Source organism: Brevibacillus nigriterrae (genome assembly GCF_049846925.1).
Lineage (GTDB): Bacteria > Bacillota > Bacilli > Brevibacillales > Brevibacillaceae > Brevibacillus_H.
The window spans coordinates 72,759-93,864 of record NZ_JBNCMT010000005.1 but is presented as its reverse complement, the minus strand read 5'-3'; the positions used below and the strand labels follow the sequence as shown (position 1 = coordinate 93,864).

The 21,106-nt window shown below is 40.1% G+C and carries 24 protein-coding genes; all 24 read left to right on the top strand.

From position 1 onward, the window contains the following. Positions 1-5: 5 nt before the first annotated feature. The 24 genes from ACPW7N_RS05435 (at position 6) to flaG (ending at position 21,102) form a co-directional block, all read left to right on the top strand. Positions 6-1,148, top strand: a complete 1,143-nt coding sequence (locus ACPW7N_RS05435; RefSeq protein ID WP_425650011.1) for a sensor histidine kinase — start codon at positions 6-8, stop codon at positions 1,146-1,148. A 46-nt stretch (positions 1,149-1,194) separates the two neighbouring features. Then, a complete protein-coding gene (locus tag ACPW7N_RS05430) occupies positions 1,195-1,902 on the top strand; it encodes a response regulator (RefSeq protein ID WP_425650010.1) in 708 nt (235 codons plus the stop codon). A gap of 59 nt (positions 1,903-1,961) precedes the next feature. Beyond that, on the top strand, positions 1,962-2,315 hold the full coding sequence (locus ACPW7N_RS05425; protein WP_425650009.1) for a glycosyltransferase family protein: 354 nt from the start codon (positions 1,962-1,964) through the stop codon (positions 2,313-2,315). A 111-nt stretch (positions 2,316-2,426) separates the two neighbouring features. Further along, complete coding sequence (locus tag ACPW7N_RS05420) at positions 2,427-4,259, top strand: ATP-dependent helicase ComFA (RefSeq protein WP_425650008.1); 1,833 nt, start codon at positions 2,427-2,429, stop codon at positions 4,257-4,259. Continuing rightward, entirely contained in the window at positions 4,249-5,061 is an 813-nt protein-coding gene (locus ACPW7N_RS05415) for a ComF family protein (RefSeq protein WP_425650007.1), read from the top strand. Before ACPW7N_RS05420 ends, ACPW7N_RS05415 begins: the two co-directional genes overlap by 11 nt. 99 nt (positions 5,062-5,160) lie before the next feature. Next, positions 5,161-5,583, top strand: a complete 423-nt coding sequence (locus ACPW7N_RS05410) for a TIGR03826 family flagellar region protein (protein WP_425650006.1) — start codon at positions 5,161-5,163, stop codon at positions 5,581-5,583. Between the two features lie 146 nt (positions 5,584-5,729). Next, the gene (gene flgM / locus ACPW7N_RS05405; protein WP_425650005.1) at positions 5,730-6,008 is read left to right on the top strand and encodes a flagellar biosynthesis anti-sigma factor FlgM; all 279 of its coding nucleotides are present in this window, start codon (positions 5,730-5,732) and stop codon (positions 6,006-6,008) included. A gap of 18 nt (positions 6,009-6,026) precedes the next feature. Then, complete coding sequence (locus ACPW7N_RS05400; protein WP_425650004.1) at positions 6,027-6,530, top strand: flagellar protein FlgN; 504 nt, start codon at positions 6,027-6,029, stop codon at positions 6,528-6,530. A 14-nt stretch (positions 6,531-6,544) separates the two neighbouring features. Continuing rightward, positions 6,545-8,128: a flagellar hook-associated protein FlgK gene (flgK, locus tag ACPW7N_RS05395; protein ID WP_425650003.1), complete on the top strand. Its 1,584-nt coding sequence runs from the start codon at positions 6,545-6,547 to the stop codon at positions 8,126-8,128. Positions 8,129-8,149: 21 nt separating this feature from the next. Beyond that, positions 8,150-9,040: a flagellar hook-associated protein FlgL gene (gene flgL, locus ACPW7N_RS05390; RefSeq protein WP_425650002.1), complete on the top strand. Its 891-nt coding sequence runs from the start codon at positions 8,150-8,152 to the stop codon at positions 9,038-9,040. Between the two features lie 40 nt (positions 9,041-9,080). After that, entirely contained in the window at positions 9,081-9,662 is a 582-nt protein-coding gene (locus tag ACPW7N_RS05385) for a DUF6470 family protein (RefSeq protein WP_425650001.1), read from the top strand. 14 nt (positions 9,663-9,676) lie between these two features. Then, entirely contained in the window at positions 9,677-10,093 is a 417-nt protein-coding gene (locus tag ACPW7N_RS05380) for a flagellar assembly protein FliW (protein WP_425650000.1), read from the top strand. Between the two features lie 8 nt (positions 10,094-10,101). Then, positions 10,102-10,353 carry a carbon storage regulator CsrA gene (gene csrA / locus ACPW7N_RS05375; RefSeq protein ID WP_425649999.1) on the top strand — a complete coding sequence of 84 codons (252 nt, stop codon included), beginning with the start codon at positions 10,102-10,104 and terminating at the stop codon, positions 10,351-10,353. Positions 10,354-10,595: 242 nt separating this feature from the next. Further along, complete coding sequence (gene hag, locus ACPW7N_RS05370; RefSeq protein WP_425649998.1) at positions 10,596-11,408, top strand: flagellin Hag; 813 nt, start codon at positions 10,596-10,598, stop codon at positions 11,406-11,408. A gap of 86 nt (positions 11,409-11,494) precedes the next feature. Next, positions 11,495-12,013, top strand: a complete 519-nt coding sequence (locus tag ACPW7N_RS05365; RefSeq protein WP_425649997.1) for a hypothetical protein — start codon at positions 11,495-11,497, stop codon at positions 12,011-12,013. Then, positions 12,013-13,716 carry a motility associated factor glycosyltransferase family protein gene (locus tag ACPW7N_RS05360; protein ID WP_425649996.1) on the top strand — a complete coding sequence of 568 codons (1,704 nt, stop codon included), beginning with the start codon at positions 12,013-12,015 and terminating at the stop codon, positions 13,714-13,716. The genes ACPW7N_RS05365 and ACPW7N_RS05360 overlap by 1 nt, the downstream gene beginning before the upstream one ends. Before the next feature lie 31 nt (positions 13,717-13,747). Beyond that, positions 13,748-14,755, top strand: coding sequence for an NAD-dependent 4,6-dehydratase LegB (locus ACPW7N_RS05355; protein WP_425649995.1), 1,008 nt, complete (start codon positions 13,748-13,750; stop codon positions 14,753-14,755). Further along, complete coding sequence (locus ACPW7N_RS05350; RefSeq protein ID WP_425649994.1) at positions 14,752-15,936, top strand: LegC family aminotransferase; 1,185 nt, start codon at positions 14,752-14,754, stop codon at positions 15,934-15,936. The genes ACPW7N_RS05355 and ACPW7N_RS05350 overlap by 4 nt, the downstream gene beginning before the upstream one ends. Beyond that, positions 15,923-17,092 carry a UDP-N-acetylglucosamine 2-epimerase gene (gene neuC, locus ACPW7N_RS05345; protein ID WP_425649993.1) on the top strand — a complete coding sequence of 390 codons (1,170 nt, stop codon included), beginning with the start codon at positions 15,923-15,925 and terminating at the stop codon, positions 17,090-17,092. The genes ACPW7N_RS05350 and neuC overlap by 14 nt, the downstream gene beginning before the upstream one ends. 40 nt (positions 17,093-17,132) lie before the next feature. Continuing rightward, positions 17,133-18,227, top strand: a complete 1,095-nt coding sequence (gene neuB, locus ACPW7N_RS05340) for an N-acetylneuraminate synthase (protein ID WP_425649992.1) — start codon at positions 17,133-17,135, stop codon at positions 18,225-18,227. Beyond that, positions 18,224-18,850, top strand: a complete 627-nt coding sequence (locus ACPW7N_RS05335) for an acetyltransferase (protein ID WP_425649991.1) — start codon at positions 18,224-18,226, stop codon at positions 18,848-18,850. The genes neuB and ACPW7N_RS05335 overlap by 4 nt, the downstream gene beginning before the upstream one ends. Before the next feature lie 2 nt (positions 18,851-18,852). Continuing rightward, positions 18,853-19,902: a nucleotidyltransferase family protein gene (locus ACPW7N_RS05330; protein ID WP_425649990.1), complete on the top strand. Its 1,050-nt coding sequence runs from the start codon at positions 18,853-18,855 to the stop codon at positions 19,900-19,902. After that, the gene (locus tag ACPW7N_RS05325; RefSeq protein ID WP_425649989.1) at positions 19,899-20,603 is read left to right on the top strand and encodes an acylneuraminate cytidylyltransferase family protein; all 705 of its coding nucleotides are present in this window, start codon (positions 19,899-19,901) and stop codon (positions 20,601-20,603) included. Before ACPW7N_RS05330 ends, ACPW7N_RS05325 begins: the two co-directional genes overlap by 4 nt. A 124-nt stretch (positions 20,604-20,727) precedes the next feature. Continuing rightward, entirely contained in the window at positions 20,728-21,102 is a 375-nt protein-coding gene (gene flaG, locus ACPW7N_RS05320) for a flagellar protein FlaG (protein ID WP_425649988.1), read from the top strand. The last annotated feature ends 4 nt before the right edge of the window (positions 21,103-21,106 follow it).

The window sequence follows — 21,106 nt, the reverse complement described above, 5'->3', positions numbered from 1 at the left end:
CTTTTATGGAGACTGAATTTGATGTAAGCTTGTTAGATGGTGTAATCACCAAGACCATTCTAGCAGTTGAAATGAGCAAAGAGCAGATCTTTGAGATTGCAGAGAGTGCTCGGCTGGAGAAAAAGACTCTTCAGAATGAAATTGAGGAAACACGCAAATCAATTAATTCAGTAATTGATTTGGTAGATTCATTAGAAGTAAAATACCGTCAGATGAGAAATCGGTTGGCACAAGTCAGTCGCAACTTCAAAACCTTTTCGGAAGATGATATTCGTTTAGCCTATGAAGAAGCGAATCAAACGCAAATCGATCTATCGTTAGCAAGAGAAAAAGAAACCTACTTGCGACGACGTCGTGATGATTTGGAGAGGCGATTGCGTAATATCGACGAGACTGTAATGAAAGCAGAGGGTTTGATCACCCAAATGGGAGTGGTGATGGGATATCTTTCTGGAGACTTAAGCCAGATCGAACATGCGCTAGAGACTGCCAAGCAGCATCAGCTAATGGGCATTCGGATTATCCAAGCACAAGAAGAAGAGCGCAAGCGTGTCTCTCGAGAGATTCATGATGGACCGGCACAGTCTATGGCTAATGTCGTGTTGCGTACGGAGATCGTTGAGAAGATGCTTGGCAATAACAACATGACAGCCGCGATGATGGAGTTAAATGAGTTGAAAGACATGGTTCGGATCAGTTTAGCTGATGTACGTCGAATCATCTTTGATTTACGACCAATGGCTTTGGATGATTTAGGCTTGGTACCAACATTACAGAAATATATTCAAACATTTGAAGACCGAACGAAGATAAATGTAGATCTGGTTATTTTCGGTAAGGAAATGCCGTTGGAAAGTTCTTATAAAGCTGCATTGTTCCGACTTGTTCAGGAATGCTTAAACAATGTAGCCAAACATGCACAAGCTAGATCTGTTCAGGTGAAAGTGGAATTCCAATCACATATGATATATTTGGTAGTAAAAGACGATGGAATAGGCTTTGAAATGGAAGAACTGAAAAGACGAGGACAATCATTTGGTATTATGGGAATGAAGGAGCGCACGCAGCTTCTTCAGGGAAAAATGGAGATAGTTGCTGCACCGAATCAAGGAACCAAAATCGTGTTTCAGATTCCGTTGAAAAATTAGTGGATGAAAAATAGGGAGAAAAAACCGTCCTAGGAGGAAGAGATTCATGGGGAAAAAGAAAGAAGAAATCTCAATTGTATTGGTGGATGACCATCAATTGTTTCGTGAGGGCGTAAAACGTATCCTCGAAATGGAAGAAGGTTTGACTGTAGTAGGAGAAGGAGCAGATGGAGAAGATGCTCCCCGTCTGGCTGAAGAACTGGCTCCTGATATCGTTTTGATGGACATTAACATGCCGAATGTAAACGGCGCAACTGCAGCAGAAGAAGTAATCGCTGTGAGCCCCAAAACACGAGTGATCATTCTCTCCATTCATGACGACGAGGGATATGTTTATCGCACATTGCGCAGTGGAGCCTCTGGATACCTTCTCAAGGAAATGGAAACCGCTGATCTTGTTGAGGCTGTTCGTGTTGTTGCACGTGGTGGGGCTTACATCCATCCAAAGGTTACTGGCAAACTCATCGATGAATTCAGACGTTTAAGTGAACAAGAAGAGTTGATGGAAAGACCAGTCTCTATAGAGAACTCTTCGATGATGAATTCAGCGATCATTGAGTCGCTAACCAGACGTGAACGAGAAGTACTTCAATTGATGGCAGAAGGAAAAAGCAACCGGATGATTGGTGATTTTCTCTACATCAGTGAGAAAACCGTTAAAAACCACGTAAGCAGCATCCTGCAAAAGCTTGATGTTCAGGATCGTACACAAGCTGTTGTGATCTCAATCAAAAATGGTTGGGTAAAGCTCTAAGTATTTATGAGTACCTAACCAAGCTGTCTGGCATACCCTTGTAATAGGAGGGGATGACCATGATTGTTGATGTAATGACGCTCTTGCTCACGGCGTATGGGTTTGCCTCCCTCATGGTTGTATGTTTAAACAAGTTACGATGGACACCGATCCTGCCAACGCAAGAGGGCTTCACGCATTATCAACTTCACCTTTATAACTCTGCCAACGTGCTGGAAGGAATCATCAGGCGGTTACTTCTACATTCCACGTTAGAGGGTAAGCCTATACGTATTTCTTTTGTTGATTATGGTTCTACTGACGACACATCTCAGGTAGCACAAGTGTTATCTCGACAGAATGAGTATCTGTTAGAATCTGCTGACAATGCGTTGCATAGAAAAACAATTTTGATTGATTTAAAAAAGACGTAGAACGTAGGGGAGCGCACTTTGTGGCTCTCCTGTTTGTTTTTGCGGGTTTTCTTGCAGTTGCCTTTGTCTTTACCCACACTGGTCTTATCAGTTATTTGCGGGGTGGTTCAGATGAGGGAGTACTTGTTGTATATCAAGGAATCGAGATCAGGCGCCAAATCGATGATAACTCCATGCTTTGCACTAGATAAAATGTATTGGAAACAGCAGGATGGTAACCAACTGCACCTGCTGGGCAAAAGCAGTTCGTTGTCACTGATTTTTTTGTTGAGGAATGTCGTCAATCAACTCTTGGTAGACCGGTCTCCGCAAGTCCTTTCAGATGCGATTTTGCTGAAAATCCGTACAAGCATTCAAAAGACCATGCAAGAAATTCAGCATTATGCCCCATTTACTTTTTTTCCACTGATCTCATCTCCTGAACTCACTAAAACTTCTGAACCAATATCGCTAATCGAAACAGAAAGATGTGCCAATGATCTGATCAAACACATGGCAGGCAGGGCTCTCTTGCTTGAAGAGATTGAATATATCAGCAAAGTCTCACGAATCAATCTTGTTTGGAGTATCCATTGGCTTGTATTAATGGGACGGGCCAATTGGCAGCCAGGGATCACGCTGCAAGTAAAGAAAGGCTGGATCAAGCATCATCTGATCTTTATGTGTCAGCGGTGTGGAGCAGCGGATGAAGCTATACAGGTATCTTCATGCTGCCGTGGCTGTGGGGTTGCAGGCAGGTATTGCTCTCGTTGCTTGGAGATGGGGCGTAGCACATGCTGTACGCCGTATATTTGTATGCCAAAGGATAAGATAGTGACTCCCTTGCCTGTGTCACCGCTTCTCCAATGGAAGGGGACGTTCTCTCCATTACAGGAGGAAGCTGCAAGGAGGGCCGTTGCGTTTGTCAGGGACAAAATAACTTCAGAATTTCTTATCTGGGCTGTTTGCGGAGCAGGGAAAACTGAGCTAGTCTTTCCGGTTATCAATGAAGTTCTTTCGAGGGGTGGCAGGGTTTTACTAGCTACTCCCCGCAAGGATGTTGTCCTTGAGTTGACGCCCAGGCTGAAAAAAGCATTTCCTAGTGTAGCAATTTGTTCTGTACACGGGTCAAGTGAAGAGAAGTGGGAGGAAGGTCAATTGATCATCTCGACCACACATCAAGTTTTACGTATGTATCAAGCATTTGAGTTGGTTATTTTAGATGAAGTCGATGCATTTCCTTATCACAATAACCCGATGCTGTATCGTGCAGTTGAGCGTGCAAAGGCAATAGACGGAAAGATTCTTTATCTCTCTGCTACACCGCGTGATTATTTGCGACTACGATTGGTTGGACAAGATACCTTTGCTTATTATTCAGATACCCATTCACTGATTCCATCCCGATTTCACGGATATCCGATTCCTGTACCTGACTGGCTGCTTATGCCGAAATGGGAACAAAAGATAGCCAGAAGCTTGCCAATGAAATCGTTGCTGGAATCAGTCAAGGACTCTTTAGACCGGGAGCGTCGGGTATTTGTATTTGTGCCACGCATTGCTGACGTCGATCCTGTCTTGTCCTATTTACGAAAATACTTGCCGGAGTATGGTGAGAAGTTGGAAGGGGTATATTCCAGCGATAAAGCAAGGGATGAAAAGGTACTTCTGTTTCGTCAAAACCTACTTCGTCTGCTGGTTACTACCACGATTCTGGAGAGAGGGGTTACGATTCCAAGAAGTGATGTAGTGATTCTGGGAGCGGATTGCGAAATTTTCGATGAAGCATCACTTGTACAAATAGCAGGCAGAGTTGGTCGGTCGGCAGATTCTCCGGATGGGAAGGTACTGTTTGTGGTGACATCACGCTCCAAGCAGCCGAAATCGGCGATCAGCCAAATAAAGCAGATGAATAAATTAGGTCAAGAGTTAAAAGTGAAAGTGAGAGAAACTTGTGGAATATGACGATTGCTTGATTTGCAAGCGTTACGTAGCTGCAAGAGAACGAGATGTCGTGATTCGCCAACTTGTCCTGCGACTGGTTGATTCGAAATTTTATCCCAAAATCTTTAGAAGTATTCGTGCACTACCTCTATGTGCGAGTTGCCTTTTGGAGATTCCCTTTATAGAGAATGACATCTGTGAGTACTGCGGCAAGAGGATGGATAACCCGATTCATCGAGAACCAATCATTAAAGCCACCATATACAAGCTTCTTTGCAGTGACTGTTTGGATAATAAAAACAAACTCCTTCAATGTAACAGAAGTGTGATTCGCTATAACTCGTGGGCCAAGGAGACTATGGCTATTTACAAATATCGGGGAGAGGAACGGCTTGCTACTATTTTTGCTGTCTTGCTTTTGGCTTGTTATTATCGATACGTGAGTTCGATGTCGTTTCAGTTAGTTACATACGTTCCTCTCCATCAGAATCGGGAAGAGGAGAGAGGGTTCAACCAGGTAGAACTCATTGCCAAGCATTTTAGTCAATACACCAATATTCCGGTTATACCTCTACTGATCCGAAGCAAGGAGACAGAAAAACAGAGTCATCAATCAAATAAACAAGCACGCTTGCGCAGTATGAAGAATACCTTCTCTGCGTACCGTGATCCAGAAAATCGAATCCAAAGAACTATGAAGCCAATCTTGTTGATAGACGATATATATACAACAGGATCTACGATGCAATCTTGCGCTGAAGCAATACAAGCGATCCCGACATTCGCCTTCTCACAGATTGTAGGCTTGACAGTGTGCAGATAAAAGAGATTGAAAGTTGAAGTTTTTGTCATATGCAATCGAATCAGGTTGAGTTATTATGAATAGTAGTAATCTATGTGCGTGCAAAAGGAGTGTGTTTTCATGGCCTTAGGTCAATTGTCTAATTGCGCACGTTGTGATGTGTTGTTTCTAAAAGCAACTCGTGACGTCTGTCCGAAATGCCATCTAGAGGTTGAAAAAGAATATGATCTTTGCTCCAAATTTCTGCGTAAGCGTGAGAATCGCGGATCGACTATCCATCAGGTAAGTGAGGCTACGGGCGTAAGCATCAAGCAAATTACCCGGTTTGTAAAAGAAGGCCGCATTTCGATTGAAGGGAACCCGAACATGGGCTATCCGTGTGAGAATTGTGGGGTTTTGATTCGTCAGGGCGCGATTTGTGAAAGCTGTGCAGCAAGTTTGAAGAGGGAAATTTCCCAACAGCTTGATGTGGACAAGCGTTTGGAAGAGGATGCCAAGCGTCATAAAGGCATAGGATACCAAAGAAAGCTGGGAGACTATTAAGCCGGAATCCGAGCAATATTTTATATTCGACAAGACATGTAATAAATTTGCCGAAAGAAAAATCTAATCTTTTTTTCCAAAAATGCCGATGATACTACTAAGAGTAGTCATCGGTATTTTATTATCTTCACTTCGAGGTGAGTAGTATGAGAATCAACGAACCCAATCGTACGGGTATGATAAATGCCTATAACAAAGCCAACAAGGCATACGCAACGAAGAATGACAAAAAACCTTTTGGAAAAGACGAAGTTCAAATCTCCAATCAAGCATTGGAACTGCTGAAACAAGGCGAGGTTAAGGATACTTCCTCTGTTGATAAAGCAAGATTGAGTGAGCTTAAGTCTCAAATTGAACAAGGAACTTATCACGTTTCGAGTGAAAAAATTGCTGAGAAGTTTCTTTCCTTCTGGAAGAAACCTTAGTCGAAGCGAGTGAGAGATATGGCACAAATCGATTCGTTGTATGATGTACTAGATAACTTGCTTAATCTGAATCGGGCTCTCTATACATTGGCAGTTCAAAAAAAGGACGTCCTCATCAAAGGTGATATGGATGCACTTGTTCAAATGACTCAGCAAGAGCAGAAGCTGATTAAAGCCATAACAACGACAGAAGCTTCCCGAATCCAGGTAATTAATGAGATTTTTGCCGAAAAGGGGCTCCCATTAGCTGAGCATACACTTCTTGGTCTGACTAAGGCATTGACCAATGTTGATCAGAAATCACGATTAACCAAGTACCGAGAGGAATTAATACGGATTGTCTCAGAGCTGCGTGAAGCCAATGAACTGAATCAGCAGTTGCTGGAGCAATCCCTTTCTTTTGTCAATCATTCACTAGATCTCTTTACGGATACCCCGGAAGACGATTTTATTTATAGAAAACCAATTGGGAATCAAGCTATGTATCAGCCCAATCGTTCGTTCATTAATAAAAAAGCGTAGAGAGGAGCTAGAAAATGCGCTCAACCTTTCACGGTATAGAAGTAAGTAAACGAGGGATATTTGCCCAACAATCAGCACTTAATACAACCAGTCATAACATTGCCAATGCGAATACAGAAGGGTATACCAGACAGCGTGCGAATATGCAAGCGACGAGAGGTATTCCTGCTCCAGGAATGAACATGGATACAGCCCCTGGACAAATTGGTACTGGTGTAGAAGTGACGCAATTGCAGCGCATTCGCGAAAGCTTCCTCGATACGCAATTCCGCACGGAGAACAAACACTTTGGTTACTGGGAAGCAAGACGGGATGGTTTGGAAAAGATTGAGGTTATCATGAACGAACCATCTGACACTGGTTTGCAAAAGGTAATGGATGAGCTGTGGAAATCGTGGCAAGACCTTGCAAAGGAACCAGAGAGCTTGTCTGCCCGTGCTGTAGTTCGACAACGGGCGATCGCTGTTGCTGAGACATTTTCTTCTGTTACAACATCACTGAGTGAATTACAGCGCGACCTCGACAGTGTGGTACAAGTAAAAGCAATTGAAATCAACTCGATTGCCCAACAGATTGCAAATCTTAACAAACAGATTGGTGACGTTGTTCCCCATGGATATCAGCCAAATGATCTTTATGACCAGCGTGATCTCCTGATTGACAAGCTGTCCAAGATGTCTGAGATTCAAGTGACCCAAGCTGACAAAGGAATGGTCAATATTCGAATCGAAGGAAGAGACTTGGTCCTTGGGAATACCTCTGTTCCCATGACAGCAACCAAAAACGAGGTTACGGGATTTGTAGAAATTCAGCTTGGCGGTACAGAGTTTATTCCGAAAACAGGCAGCTTTGCAGGTACATTTGAGGCTCGTGGAAATGCTGAAGTCAAAACGGTAATTGGGGAAGACGGAACAGAGCAGCAAGTTGTTACGTATAGTGGACCTGTACCGGATATCCTCAAGCGTCTCGATTTGTTGGCAATCAATCTTACCAAAGAGATTAATGATATTCACCGCAAAGGTATGAATATTTTTGATATTCAAAACAAAAAAGGAAACAGTAATGCACCACTTCAGGATTTGCCGTTCTTTGTTGATGCAGATGCTGCTGCCAAAGACCCGAATACCAAAACCTACCCAACAGGTGCACGCAAGATTACGATTAATCCGGCAATCCTCGGCAGTTTGAATGCGATTGCTGCAGCACAGGTTGAAGCTGTAGGAAGCTCGGCCGGGACCTCTTTTGAGGGGGATGGACGTAACGCTAGAGACATTGCATCGATCAAGTTCAAGACAATTTTGGCTGGAACGGGATCTGGAGATTTGGATGCTACAACAACCTTGGATGATTACTATCGTTACACCATTGCAAATCTCGGGGTAGATAGCCAGGAAGCATTGCGGATGGAGAAAAACTCAGAAATATTGGTTGGTCAAGTAGATAATCAACGACAATCGATTTCCGGGGTTTCTATTGATGAAGAAATGGCTGAGATGGTGAAATACCAGCATGCGTTTAGTGCAGCCGCTCGTGTGATGACTAGTATGGATGAAGTGTTGGATAAGGTAATTAATGGAATGGGTAGAGTAGGGTTATAATACGGGAAGGAGTAACTGTCGATGGGAGTACGTGTCACTCAAACTATGCTGAACAATAACATGATGCGCAATTTGAACAACTCCATGCGCAATATGGATAAGCTTCAAGAACAACTTTCTTCAGGACGTAAAATTTCCAGACCCTCTGACGACCCTGTTGTCGCAACACGTGGTATGTTTTATCGTTCTTCACTGATTGAAAATGAACAGTTTCAACGTAATGTGAATGAGGCGCAATCATGGATGGAGCTTTCGGATAAATCATTAGATGAAGCAACCACGATCATGCAGCGTGTACGTGAACTACTGGTTCAATCAGGAGATGGAGCATTGGAAGAGTCCTCTCTGGATGCTATTTCTGTAGAAGTTCAGCAGATAAAAGATCATTTGGGCAACATAGCAAATCAAACAGTTGGTGGTCGATATATTTTTGCTGGAACGGATACAAAGAATCCACCCTATGATTATGAGAAGAAGCAATTTACGAGCACGAACGGTGCGGAGATCCGCCTGGAAATGAACAAACAAATTTTCTTGCCAATAAATGTTAATGGACAAGATATCTTTAGTTATAAACCAGATGGCAATAATATTTTTCAAGTGTTAGACAATATTGTTGCTGATCTGAGCTCAGGAAAGCAAGCAACCGGGCAAATAGGTAGTCTGGATAAACAAATTGATAATTTGCTTGCAGAACGATCTTCACTAGGGGCTCGTATTAATCGGATTGAGCTAATCAAAGATCGACTTTCCAATGAGGAAGTCAATGTAACGAAACTGATGTCAGACAATGAAGATGTCGATACTGCTGAGGTTATTACGGAGCTTAAAATGCAGGAGAACGTTCATCGGGCTGCATTGGGTGCTGGTTCTCGCGTGATTCAGCCAACTCTTTTAGATTTTCTACGCTAATTAAATATTGATTATTTGCATCTAAAGGGAGGAGCCAACCATGCAGCTTCCACAAATCAGGATGCAGCAAACCCCAGCTTTGTTGGGATTACGCATTAACAAGCCTGTCCAGGAAATACAACAGCCAAGAGCAGAACTCAACCTTAAACAAGAGCCGGCTATTATGGATATTAAGCAACCAAAAGGTGAACTAACAATTGACTCCAGTGAGGCACAAGAAAATATTGATCTTCGGGGTCCTCTTCGGAGAAGTCGTGATAATGCTGAGTACGGTTACAAAATGGTAATGGAAGCGATTGAATTTAAGAGTCAGTCAGGAGACAGACTTGCGGCCATTGAAAATAAGGGCTCGAATCCTATCGCTGATATTGCTTTTGAAGAAAGTGCGATTTATCAAAGTAATGAAATCATTGCGGCTGGCTCAATTGTTGGGGATGGTATTGAGATTCGTTTTGAAGCACGCAAACCGGAGATCAATGTGCAAGTGAGAGGTAAAAGCATGGACCCTGTCATTCATAAGCCTATCCATAATTATACACCGGGGAAAGTGGAAGGCTATATTAGGCAGTGGAACAGATTATCTATTGATTATGTTGGATTACACGTGGATCAATCGCTGTAGAGAGGGGAAAGAAAATGAACATGGGCAAGCTTGGAATTGGTAAACTATATTTTGAAGAGGGTCTTCCAGGGTTCCATAATCTCCGTTTCTTTCATCTTGCGAATGAAGAGTCCAACAGCTCGTTTTATGTCCTTAAATCAGAAGAAGAGGAAGTCGAGTTCTGGGCGATCGATCCGTTTGTCTTTTTCCAAGACTATGAATTTACCCTTTCTGATCAGGCCAAATCGTTACTACGGATTGAAGAGGATTCAACAATTGCTATTTTGAATCTGATCACATTGCGTCAGGATAGACTGGTAACAGTCAACTTAAAAGCACCAATTGTCATTAATTGTGATCAACAGAAGGCTAAACAGATTATTTTAAATGACGAAAAGTATGATATTCGTCATCCGTTATTTCAATTACAAGCCATTGCGGCAAGTGAGTAGGTGAGCCAATGCTAGTCCTATCACGAAAAAACCATGAATCCATCATAATTGGTGACAATATTGAAATAAAGATTATCGGGATAGAAGGTGATCTTGTCCGTATTGGGATAGACGCTCCACGCGATATAAATGTCCACCGGAAAGAAGTTTATATTGCCATCAAGGAAGAAAATCAACTTGCCGCACAGACGAAAATTGATTTGTCTTCGGTAAGACCTTTGGTACCGATACCAAAAGGTGACCAAGCGGATAACCAATAGTGTTGATACATAGACTTAACCTGGAGGTAAAGGGTTAAGTTTTTTATTTTAAATAGTAGCAGTTAAATATTTTTTGATTTTGACTTGCAAAAAAAGAAAAAACGCTTAACAAACGTAGATGATCTACCGATATAACTAATGTAAGGGACAAGAGGTTCAAGCGCGCGATTGAATCAGCTTGTTTCAAACTATAATCAACCATCCACAAGGACGTGGAGGTTACATTCAAGGAGGAAATAATCATGCGTATTAACCACAATATTTCTGCATTGAACACACACCGTGCTTTAACTGCTAACACTGGTGCTAGCGGAAAATCTTTGGAAAAATTGTCTTCAGGTCTTCGTATCAACCGTGCAGGTGATGACGCAGCAGGTCTTGCGATCTCTGAAAAAATGCGTGGTCAGATCCGTGGTTTGGAAATGGCTTCCAAAAACGCACAAGACGGTATCTCTCTGATCCAAACAGATGAGGGTGCATTAAACGAAACACACAGCATTCTCCAACGTATGCGTGAGTTGGCTGTTCAGTCCAACAACGATACGAATACAAATGCTGACCGTAGCGAACTTCAAAAAGAGGTTGCGGAATTGATCAAAGAAGTTGACCGTATTTCTAATAACACTGAGTTCAATACACAAAAACTGTTGGATGGTACTTTCAGTGCAAAATACATCCACATCGGTGCAAATGCTGGTCAAAGTTTGACAATCACTATTGCTGATATGGACGCTACTGCATTGGGAATTAACGCTGAAACAGTTGCTACAAGAGCTGGCGCTTCTGCTGCAATTACTGCACTCGATGCTGCAATCTCTCGTGTATCTGCTCAACGTGCATCTCTTGGTGCGATTCAAAACCGCTTGGAGCATACTGTTAACAACTTAGGTACTGCTTCTGAGAACTTGACTGCATCCGAATCTCGTATCCGTGATGTAGACATGGCGAAAGAAATGATGGACTTCACGAAAAACAACATCTTGACCCAAGCTGCTCAAGCAATGTTGGCTCAAGCTAACCAACAACCACAAGGTGTACTCCAACTTCTTCGCTAATAATTACTAAGCCAGAAATACATTATTACATGTAAAATGATAGATAGCTCTTGTAGCTATCTATCATTTTTATAAGGGTGATGACCATGATAAAAGTTGGAGAGTATACATTTAACAAGAAAGAAACACTAAAAGAAACTTTGAATACTATACTGGAATATCTTCGCATCAATAATTTAATAATTGTAGATGAGATAGGAACACCACTTTCAGAAAGTCAAGTGAATGAACAACTTGAAAATAATAACGATGTTGTTTTTTACACAAAAACGATAAGTAATTTAGAACAGGAAACAATTGATGAGACATTAGCTTATGTAAAAAAAGTGAGATCATGGATTATAGAGAATATCGAAGAAAATAATGATTCTAATCTTTCTCAATCATTTGTAACAATATTAGAGGCTCTTCTTGAATTGGAGAAAGTTTCAACATACTTTTCGATAGATGCAATTACTGCAATAAAAATTCAAACTCTTTCTCAAAAGGCACTTCCACAAATGGAACAGGGGAATGAGGAATATCTGAGAGATCTACTGGAATACGAGATACTCCCAAGTATTCAATTGATGGAAAAGCATCTTGTGGAAAGGAAAATTAATTAATGACATACAATATCATATCTCAATTGGCAGATTCAGGGGATAGTGTTTATGTCTATCAAGATGTAAGTAATCAAAAGAATGTCCCACTTAATTCTCTATATTCTCCAGAAAAAGAAGCTGAAAAATTTTTACGTAAGGTTGAGATACACAATAAAGTAATTATTCTAATCGGGTCAGGAAATGGAGCGGTTATTCGTAAGCTTTTAGACTCGACAGAAAAGTTTATCCATCTATTGGTGATTGAACCGTTTAAGGGAATTTTCCTAGACACTGAACTTTTCTCGGATAAGGAAAATGTTACTTTTTTTCAATATGAATCAATGTCTCACCTTACATTTCTGGAGTTCATTCAGGACTTCAATAGTGTGGAAACGGAATTATTAATCCATCCTAATTATGATCGAACTGAATCAAACCTTTTGCACAAAATTATTATGGAATTAACACAAACGATACGTTTGGCAAGAGTTAATCAAAATACACAAGAAAATTTACGGAAAGAATGGATTATTGAACCATTACTAAATTTGGAGTATAATGCTGAGCTTACTCCCCTTCAAGAGTTAAAAGATTTATTTATTGGAGAAAAGGCTATTCTAGTTGCATCAGGTCCATCGATGAAGGAGTTAATTCCATTTGTTAAGAATGCTCAAAAAAGTGCCTATGTACTTGCTGCTGGCTCAGCGATTAATGGCTTGCTTCATCATGATATAGTCCCAGATTTTGCAGCTAGTTTTGACTCAAGTCAAATTAACTTTGAAGCACATTTTAAGGATACCAAGTATTCCGGTCCCTTATTCGTAGGCAGCATAGTGAACAATGACATTCTAAAATACCATAAAGGTCCAACGATCGTAGCCAGATTATCAGGAGACCACATAACCAAAAGAGCGTTGCCAGAATTAATGCATTTCAAATCGGTTCCTTCAGTTGCTGTGTTTGGTCTGCAAATCTTACAATATTTAGGGTTTAGTGAGATTTATTTAGTAGGCCAAGATTTGGCATTAGTGAACGGTAAGTATTATTCTGAAGGAGTTAAGGAGCATAAAGGTAGTATAAATCAAAAGGCGGAGCTTTTGGTTGAAAGTAACAGTGGAGATCAAGTACCAACAACCTACGGACTGTATCCATTTTTACATTCGTTTGTAGAATTAATCAAAATAATTGATAAGTCGAAAACGAAAATATTTAACCTGTCTAAGCACGGTGCAAAAATCGATGGTGCTCCATATATTGAGGAAGATAAAGTAGTATTTTTAGAGGAAAGAAAAGAGATTCACTTTTCTGTTAATCCAAAGGTTAGTAGCATAAATGGGCTTACGATCACTGATAATATTCTTGAAGAAATAAAATCGTTTAAAAAAGACTTGGAAAAATCCAAGAAAGATCTGGATCGCCTAAATCCAAATGTTGTGTCAGTTACTGATATGAAAAGAGTGATAAGACTTTTTTCGAGAACACGTAATCACACCATATTTGAAGATGTAGTTACACCTCAGTTCTCTTTTGTCATTCAGAGGATTTCAAATATTTTCCAATATAAATTAGAGAAACCATCCTATACAAGCGAAGATAGATTAGAGATGGTTACAGAGATAAAGAAGCTCTTTCAAATTATCGATATTTTTCTGGAATCTATTATGCAAGATATGAGAATAATAGAAGTGCAAAATCGAATCCACGATAATATAAAGCAATCCTAATAATTGAACTGTATTATAAAGGAGAAGCAGGATGCAATTAAAAGGAAAAATCTTGGTTACTGGTGCTGATGGATTCATTGGCTCCCATTTAACGGAGGAATTAATTCGTCAAGGTCACGACGTAAAAGCATTTGTATATTACAATTCATTCAACTCATGGGGATGGCTGGATCATAGTCCGAAAGATATCAAGGAGAATTTAGAAGTCTTTTCGGGTGACATTCGAGATCCGTATGGAGTAAAGGAGGCTATGAAGGGCTGTGATGTTGTTATGCATTTGGCAGCATTAATTGCTATTCCTTACTCCTATCATTCACCAGAAACCTATGTAGATACCAATATCAAAGGAACGCTGAATGTTGTTCAAGCAGCACGTGAATTGAATGTTCACAAGATAGTACACACATCTACCAGTGAAGTGTATGGAACAGCACAGTATGTACCGATTTCGGAAGAACATCCATTACAAGGGCAATCTCCTTATTCAGCTAGCAAGATAGGTGCCGATCAAATTGCGATGTCTTTTTTTACGTCGTTTGATACCCCTGTTTCCATCATCCGTCCTTTTAATACCTATGGTCCTCGCCAATCAGCAAGAGCGGTCATTCCAACAATTATTTCCCAAATAGCCAGCGGTCAAAGACGAGTGAAATTAGGGGCTTTACATCCTACCAGGGATTTTAATTATATTTCGGATACTGTAAATGGGTTTATTTCTATAGCAGAATCCGATCGTTCAGTAGGGAAAGTCATCAATATCGGAAGTAATTATGAGGTATCTATTGCAGATACTGTCAATTTGATTGCTGATATCATGGGCACACAAATTGAAATCGAGATGGATCAAGAAAGGCTCCGTCCAGAAAAAAGTGAAGTTGACCGTTTATGGGCAGATAATGCTAAAGCAAAGGAATTACTTGGTTGGGCTCCTCAATTTGGAGGTAGAGAAGGGCTTCGGAGAGGATTGTTTAAAACAATTGAATGGTTTACTAATCCAGAGAATCTGAAACAATACAAATCGGGCGTGTATAACATATGAGCAAGCATATTATTGAGCAAATTGTCCAGACACTTTCTCATGTTGTAAATAGACAAAATGAATTTGTTCCTTTACATGAGCCGGAGTTTTCAGAAAAAGCGTGGATATATGTAAAAGAATGCCTGGATTCGGGATGGGTTTCATCTGTTGGTAAATATGTCGATCTTTTTGAAAAGCAATTAGAAGAGATTACAGGAGCTAAAAAAGCTGTTGCCGTTGTTAATGGCACTGCAGCCCTGCATATATGTCTTCAACTTGTTGGGGTGCGACAAGATGATGAGGTTTTGATACCAACCCTAACGTTTATTGCCACAGCCAATGCAGTAGCGTACTGTGGATCGATTCCTCATTTTGTAGATAGTGAAGAGAAAACAATCGGCGTAGATCCGAATAAACTGTCGAGTTATCTAGGGGAAATAACTGAAATAAGAAGTGGTGAATGTTTTAACAAACTCACAGGAAGAAGAATAAAAGCGATTGTGCCAATGCATACATTCGGGCATCCTGTAAATATTGATCCACTTAGGGATATCTGTGAGAGGTTTCGGCTTGAGTTAGTAGAAGATGCAGCCGAATCACTTGGCTCATACTATAAAGGGGTTCACACTGGAAATTTCGGGAAAGTTGCTACACTTAGTTTTAATGGGAATAAGATCGTCACTACTGGTGGTGGTGGGGCGATTCTAACCAATGACGAAGCTTTAGGGAAAATGGCTAAACATTTGACCACAACGGCTAAGATAAAGCATAGTTGGGCCTTTGAACATGATCAGATCGGGTACAATTATCGTTTACCAAATCTGAATGCTGCACTTGGGTGCGCACAGTTGGAAGATCTCCCTAGATTTATCGAAAATAAAAGGTTACTTGCGGAACAGTATATTCAGGAATTTGCTCTAATAAAGGGTGTAAAGGTAATTAAAGAGCCTGATTTTGCTAAAAGCAATTACTGGCTAAATGCATTACTTCTCGATTCAGAGTACAAACATCTCCGTGAGTCAATACTAGAGAAGACCAATGAAATAGGAATAATGACACGACCGGTATGGAATTTATTGCACACTCTTACCATGTACCAGCATTCTCCGAGAATGGATGTCAGTAAGGCAATAGACTTGGCTGAAAGACTGATAAACATCCCAAGCAGCGCGAAATTAGGTGAATTTAATGTCAAAACGTAAAATCTGTATTGTGACAGGAACTCGTGCTGAATATGGATTGTTATACTGGTTAATGAAAGAGATTCAAATAGATACTGAATTAGAGTTACAAATAATAGTTACAGGAATGCATTTATCGCCTGATCACGGGCTAACATATCAAATAATTGAACAGGATGGGTATGTTATTAATGAAAAGGTGGAAATGCTACTCGCTAGCGATACTCCTGTTGGTATTACAAAATCAATAGGTTTAGCTACTATCGGATTTGCGGATGCTTTGAATCGATTACGTCCGGATATTATGGTTGTACTTGGTGATCGCTATGAAATTTTGGCAGCAGTTCAAGCTGCACTTGTGGCCAAAATACCTGTTGCACACATTCATGGTGGAGAGACTACTGAAGGGGCAATTGATGAAGCGATCAGACATTCCATCACGAAAATGTCTCAGATCCATTTTGTGGCTGCAGATGTATATAGGAATAGAGTCATTCAACTAGGAGAGCATCCTTCCCGGGTGTATTGTTTCGGAGCACCCGGAATTGAAAATATAAATAAACTATCTCTTCTAAGAAAAGAGGAATTAGAAGCAGAGTTGGGTATCTCTTTTGATAGACCCACATTCCTTGTCACTTATCACCCGGTAACTCTAAGCAATGAGCCAACAGAACAGGGAATGGAGTCCCTATTACTTTCTCTTGAAAGATTTACTGATAGTAATATAATCTTTACAATGCCGAATTCAGATACTAACGGGAAAATAATTGCACAAATGGTACACAATTTTGTTAAAAGACATAATGAACGCTCCAAAGTCTTTGTTTCATTAGGACAAATGCGATATCTAAGCACAATCAAATATTGTGATGTTGTAATAGGTAATTCTTCTAGTGGTATTATTGAAGCGCCATTTTTTAAGAAACCCACAGTTAATATTGGTGATCGTCAAAAGGGACGGCTGAAAGCATCCTCAGTTATTGATACGGTTGAAATAGAAGAAGAAATAACGAAATCTATAAAATACGCTCTTTCACCAGCATTTCAAGAAAAATTGAAAAGTACTGCTTCCCTATACGGTACTGGAAATGTTTCTCGAAAAATGAAGGAAACCTTGAAAACAGTAAAATTAGACAATATCTTAATGAAAACATTCTATGATAATACGAATACTTAAATCGCAATAAAGATAAGGAATTTTTGTTAGGAGAAAGTATATGAGAAATAAAACAAAGAGAACCTACATTATTGCAGAAGCAGGCGTCAACCATAATGGATCAATAGATATGGCTTTTCAACTGATCGATGCTGCTAAAAAAGCTGGTGCAGATGCAGTCAAATTTCAAACCTTTAAAGCAAAAGAGTTAGTTACAAAAAATGCTTTTAAGGCGGAATATCAACTAAAAACCACCCAATCAGAGCAAACTCAGTATGAAATGCTAAAAAACTTTGAATTGGATCAAAATGCTCATAATTTATTGATTGAACATTGTAAACGTGTTGGAATACAGTTTCTATCCACACCGTTCGATATGGAAAGTGCTGAATTACTTATAGAATCATTGAATATTCCGATAATAAAAATACCTTCTGGAGAAATCACCAACGCACCTCTGTTGTTACAAATAGCAAGAAGAAAAAAAAAGATGATATTATCTACCGGGATGAGCACATTAGCTGATATCGAGTTAGCATTGGGAGTCATTGCATATGGTTTGATTCAAGCAGATAGCGGAAAACCCCCTTCCTTTGACGAGTTTCAAAGTGCATATAGTTCTTTCGAGGGACAAGCAGCTTTGAAAGAATACGTTAATCTTTTGCACTGTACTTCAGAATATCCAACTCCATACAATGAAGTTAATTTACAAGTGATGGATACTTTGCGCTATGCATTCCAATTGCCTGTAGGGCTATCCGATCATACAGAAGGGATATGCGTACCAATTGCTGCTGTGGCTAGGGGTGCAGCTATTATTGAAAAGCACTTTACTCTCGACCGCACACTGCCTGGTCCCGATCATCAGGCATCATTAGAGCCGGATAATCTTAAACAAATGATTGACTCAATTAGGCAAGTAGAACAAGCACTAGGTACTTATGTAAAATTCCCTACAGAATCAGAAAAGAAAAATAAGGATGTTGTTCGAAAGTATCTAGTGGCGGCTAGGTCAATAAAAAAAGGAGAAAGGTTTTCGGAAGAGAATCTTACTTCGAAACGCACAACTAGAGGAATATCTCCAATAAATTATTGGGATTATTTAGGCAGGGAAGCACAGAAAGACTATGATCAAGATGATGTGATCGAAGAATGACTAAGCCAATTTTGATACTTGCTGGTGGAGGCCATTCGAAAGTTCTATTGGAAGTGCTACGATTACAAAATCAGAAAGTAATAGGTATTGTTGATCCTAAAGCTACAATTTCAAAATTGGGCCATATTTGCATTTTCAATTCAGATGAAGCAGTGTTCGATTATCCTCCTGATGAAATACTTTTGGTAAATGGAATTGGTTCTGTATCTCAACCATTAAAAAGACGTCAACTTTTTCACTTTTTTAAAGAAAGAGGTTACTCATTCGCCGATATCATTCATCCATCAGCAATTATTTCAAGCACATTATCACATCAGGAAGGGATTCAGATAATGGCAGGTGCTATTGTACAAACTGATGTATTCATGGGAGAAAACGTAATTGTTAATACCAGGGCATCGATTGATCATGATTGTGTGATTGGAAATCATGTTCATCTGGCACCTGGTGTTGTACTTTCGGGGAATGTTCATGTCGGTGATATGGTTCATATTGGAACTGGTGCAACTGTCATTCAGGGAATTAACATAGGGAATGATTGTGTGGTAGGTGCAGGAGCGGTTGTTGTGCGAGATGTTCCTGATGGGGCAACAGTAATTGGAGTTCCAGCAAGGGAGGTTTGACGATGATAAATTGGAAGAACATTCTAGCTTTGCCATCAACATCAGTTTTTGATGCTATTCAAATGATTGATTCAAGTGGGCTTCAAATTGTACTTGTTGCAGATCAGGATGGTCGATTACTTGGAACAGTAACTGATGGAGATATCAGACGAGGACTGCTAAAAGGAAGGCAATTAACAGACCCTGTTTCTACTGTGATGAATCCTTATCCTAGTGTAGCTACGCCATTTGATTCTAGAGAAAACATTCTTGCACTCATGAAGATCAAGCATTTACGTCAGATTCCTATTGTTGATGATGAAGGTACTATCATTCGAGTAGAAATATTGGACGATTTACTACAACCTAAGAAAAAAGAGAATTGGGTTGTTCTCATGGCAGGAGGATTAGGGACTAGACTAGCTCCTCTTACGGATGATTGTCCAAAACCTTTACTTAAAGTTGGGAATAAACCCTTGTTGGAAACAATTATGCTTAATTTTATCGAGCAAGGTTTTCATCATTTTTACATTTCGGTAAATTACCGCTCCGATATGATTACAGACTATTTTGGAGATGGCAGTCGTTGGGGTGTAGAAATTCGATATATTCACGAGTCAAAACGGATGGGAACAGCGGGAGCGTTAACGTTATTGCCAGAGGTACCCCAGCTGCCATTAATCGTAATGAATGGAGATCTGTTAACAAAGGTCAACTTTGAGCAACTCTTGGACTTTCATACTACACATCATGCAGTAGCAACGATGTGTGTCAGAGAATACGACTTCCAAGTGCCGTATGGAGTAGTGAAAATTGACAAGCATCGACTGTTACGTATCGAAGAGAAGCCGCTTGTAAGCTACTTTGTCAATGCGGGTATATATGTGTTGAATCCGGACAGTATTCAAGATATTCCAAAAGATTCATTCTACGACATGCCGAAACTTTTTGAGAAACTGGTGGATAACCAGAAGAATGTCTCTGTATTTCCTATTCGTGAATACTGGCTAGACATTGGACGTATGTCTGATTTCGAGAAAGCTAATGGCGAATTCCCAGAGGTTTTCGGATGATCCAAGATAAAAAAGTATTAGCTATCATACCAGCTCGTGGTGGATCAAAAGGTGTACCGCGCAAAAATATTCGAGAACTGTGTGGCAAGCCGCTCATTGCTTGGACAATTGAAGAAGCGAAGAAATCAAAATATATTGACCGCCTGATTCTATCTTCTGATGATCAAGAAATAATCGCAGTTTCTAGGGAATGGGGATGTGATGTCCCTTTTGTACGACCAAAGGAATTAGCACTTGATACAACACCCGGGATTGAACCTGTATTACATGCATTGGAATTGCTTCCGGGGTTTGACTATGTTGTATTATTGCAACCAACTTCTCCATTACGAATAGTGGAGGATATCGACCTGGCAATTGAATGTTGCGCAGATAGTATTGAGGGTTACTGTGTGTCAGTAGTTAAGCAAGATAAAAGTCCTTACTGGATGTATGAGTTGGATCAGGTTAATCGCATGAAGAAGACGATTCAACTTGATGATAAAATCAACACAACACGTCGTCAAAACCTACCTGATGTTTTCTCGTTGAACGGTGCAGTTTACGTTGCAAAAGTGGAAAAAATTAAAGAATCAGGTTCTTTTCTTACGGAGCATACTATCGCTTATGTTATGCCGAGAGAGCGGTCTTTTGATTTAGACGAAGAGTTAGACTTTTACGTAGCAGAAACAATTTTAAATAAAAGAATAAAGAAAGAGTAGGTTAAGGGAGAATTCGTTATAGTTCCTTAGCCTTATCTTTATTCTGTTAAACATTTCTATTCCAATCACCGATACTAATAATAGACAAATGAAGTACGGACAAAAAGTATTGGAGGAGATTGCCTTGGACTTGAAATCTGTTGGAAATGTCAGTAGGATTACGACCTCTTACGAAAAAAATTTATCTCCAGACACAGCAAAGAGCGTGCAAACGGCTACAAGCACCAGTAATCAAGTAGCACCAATAGAATCAAAAGTCGACCGTAAGGACCTGGATCGCAAGGAATTGGAGAAAGAAATGGAAGGCTTGAACAAATGGCTGCAATCGGGTACCACCCATTTGAAGTTCCAATTGCATGAGAAACTAAATGAATATTATGTTGCTGTTGTCGACGACCAAACGAACCAAGTGATTAGGGAGATTCCCTCCAAGAAGATGATGGATATGGTTGCAAAAATGCATGAAATGATCGGGATTCTAATTGACGAAAAAAGGTAGGAGT

Excerpts from the sequence above, each read along its gene's own strand:
- ACPW7N_RS05360 (WP_425649996.1), top strand. The coding sequence starts at position 12,013 with ATGACATACAATATCATATCTCAATTGGCAGATTCAGGGGATAGTGTT.
- flgL (WP_425650002.1), top strand. The coding sequence starts at position 8,150 with ATGGGAGTACGTGTCACTCAAACTATGCTGAACAATAACATGATGCGC.
- neuC (WP_425649993.1), top strand. The coding sequence starts at position 15,923 with ATGTCAAAACGTAAAATCTGTATTGTGACAGGAACTCGTGCTGAATAT.
- ACPW7N_RS05400 (WP_425650004.1), top strand. The coding sequence starts at position 6,027 with ATGGCACAAATCGATTCGTTGTATGATGTACTAGATAACTTGCTTAAT.
- ACPW7N_RS05350 (WP_425649994.1), top strand. The coding sequence starts at position 14,752 with ATGAGCAAGCATATTATTGAGCAAATTGTCCAGACACTTTCTCATGTT.
- ACPW7N_RS05355 (WP_425649995.1), top strand. The coding sequence starts at position 13,748 with ATGCAATTAAAAGGAAAAATCTTGGTTACTGGTGCTGATGGATTCATT.
- ACPW7N_RS05410 (WP_425650006.1), top strand. The coding sequence starts at position 5,161 with ATGGCCTTAGGTCAATTGTCTAATTGCGCACGTTGTGATGTGTTGTTT.
- ACPW7N_RS05385 (WP_425650001.1), top strand. The coding sequence starts at position 9,081 with ATGCAGCTTCCACAAATCAGGATGCAGCAAACCCCAGCTTTGTTGGGA.
- neuB (WP_425649992.1), top strand. The coding sequence starts at position 17,133 with ATGAGAAATAAAACAAAGAGAACCTACATTATTGCAGAAGCAGGCGTC.
- ACPW7N_RS05335 (WP_425649991.1), top strand. The coding sequence starts at position 18,224 with ATGACTAAGCCAATTTTGATACTTGCTGGTGGAGGCCATTCGAAAGTT.
- csrA (WP_425649999.1), top strand. The coding sequence starts at position 10,102 with ATGCTAGTCCTATCACGAAAAAACCATGAATCCATCATAATTGGTGAC.
- flgK (WP_425650003.1), top strand. The coding sequence starts at position 6,545 with ATGCGCTCAACCTTTCACGGTATAGAAGTAAGTAAACGAGGGATATTT.
- ACPW7N_RS05430 (WP_425650010.1), top strand. The coding sequence starts at position 1,195 with ATGGGGAAAAAGAAAGAAGAAATCTCAATTGTATTGGTGGATGACCAT.
- ACPW7N_RS05425 (WP_425650009.1), top strand. The coding sequence starts at position 1,962 with ATGATTGTTGATGTAATGACGCTCTTGCTCACGGCGTATGGGTTTGCC.
- ACPW7N_RS05365 (WP_425649997.1), top strand. The coding sequence starts at position 11,495 with ATGATAAAAGTTGGAGAGTATACATTTAACAAGAAAGAAACACTAAAA.
- ACPW7N_RS05420 (WP_425650008.1), top strand. The coding sequence starts at position 2,427 with ATGAGGGAGTACTTGTTGTATATCAAGGAATCGAGATCAGGCGCCAAA.
- hag (WP_425649998.1), top strand. The coding sequence starts at position 10,596 with ATGCGTATTAACCACAATATTTCTGCATTGAACACACACCGTGCTTTA.
- ACPW7N_RS05435 (WP_425650011.1), top strand. The coding sequence starts at position 6 with ATGGAGACTGAATTTGATGTAAGCTTGTTAGATGGTGTAATCACCAAG.
- ACPW7N_RS05330 (WP_425649990.1), top strand. The coding sequence starts at position 18,853 with ATGATAAATTGGAAGAACATTCTAGCTTTGCCATCAACATCAGTTTTT.
- ACPW7N_RS05325 (WP_425649989.1), top strand. The coding sequence starts at position 19,899 with ATGATCCAAGATAAAAAAGTATTAGCTATCATACCAGCTCGTGGTGGA.
- ACPW7N_RS05380 (WP_425650000.1), top strand. The coding sequence starts at position 9,677 with ATGAACATGGGCAAGCTTGGAATTGGTAAACTATATTTTGAAGAGGGT.
- flgM (WP_425650005.1), top strand. The coding sequence starts at position 5,730 with ATGAGAATCAACGAACCCAATCGTACGGGTATGATAAATGCCTATAAC.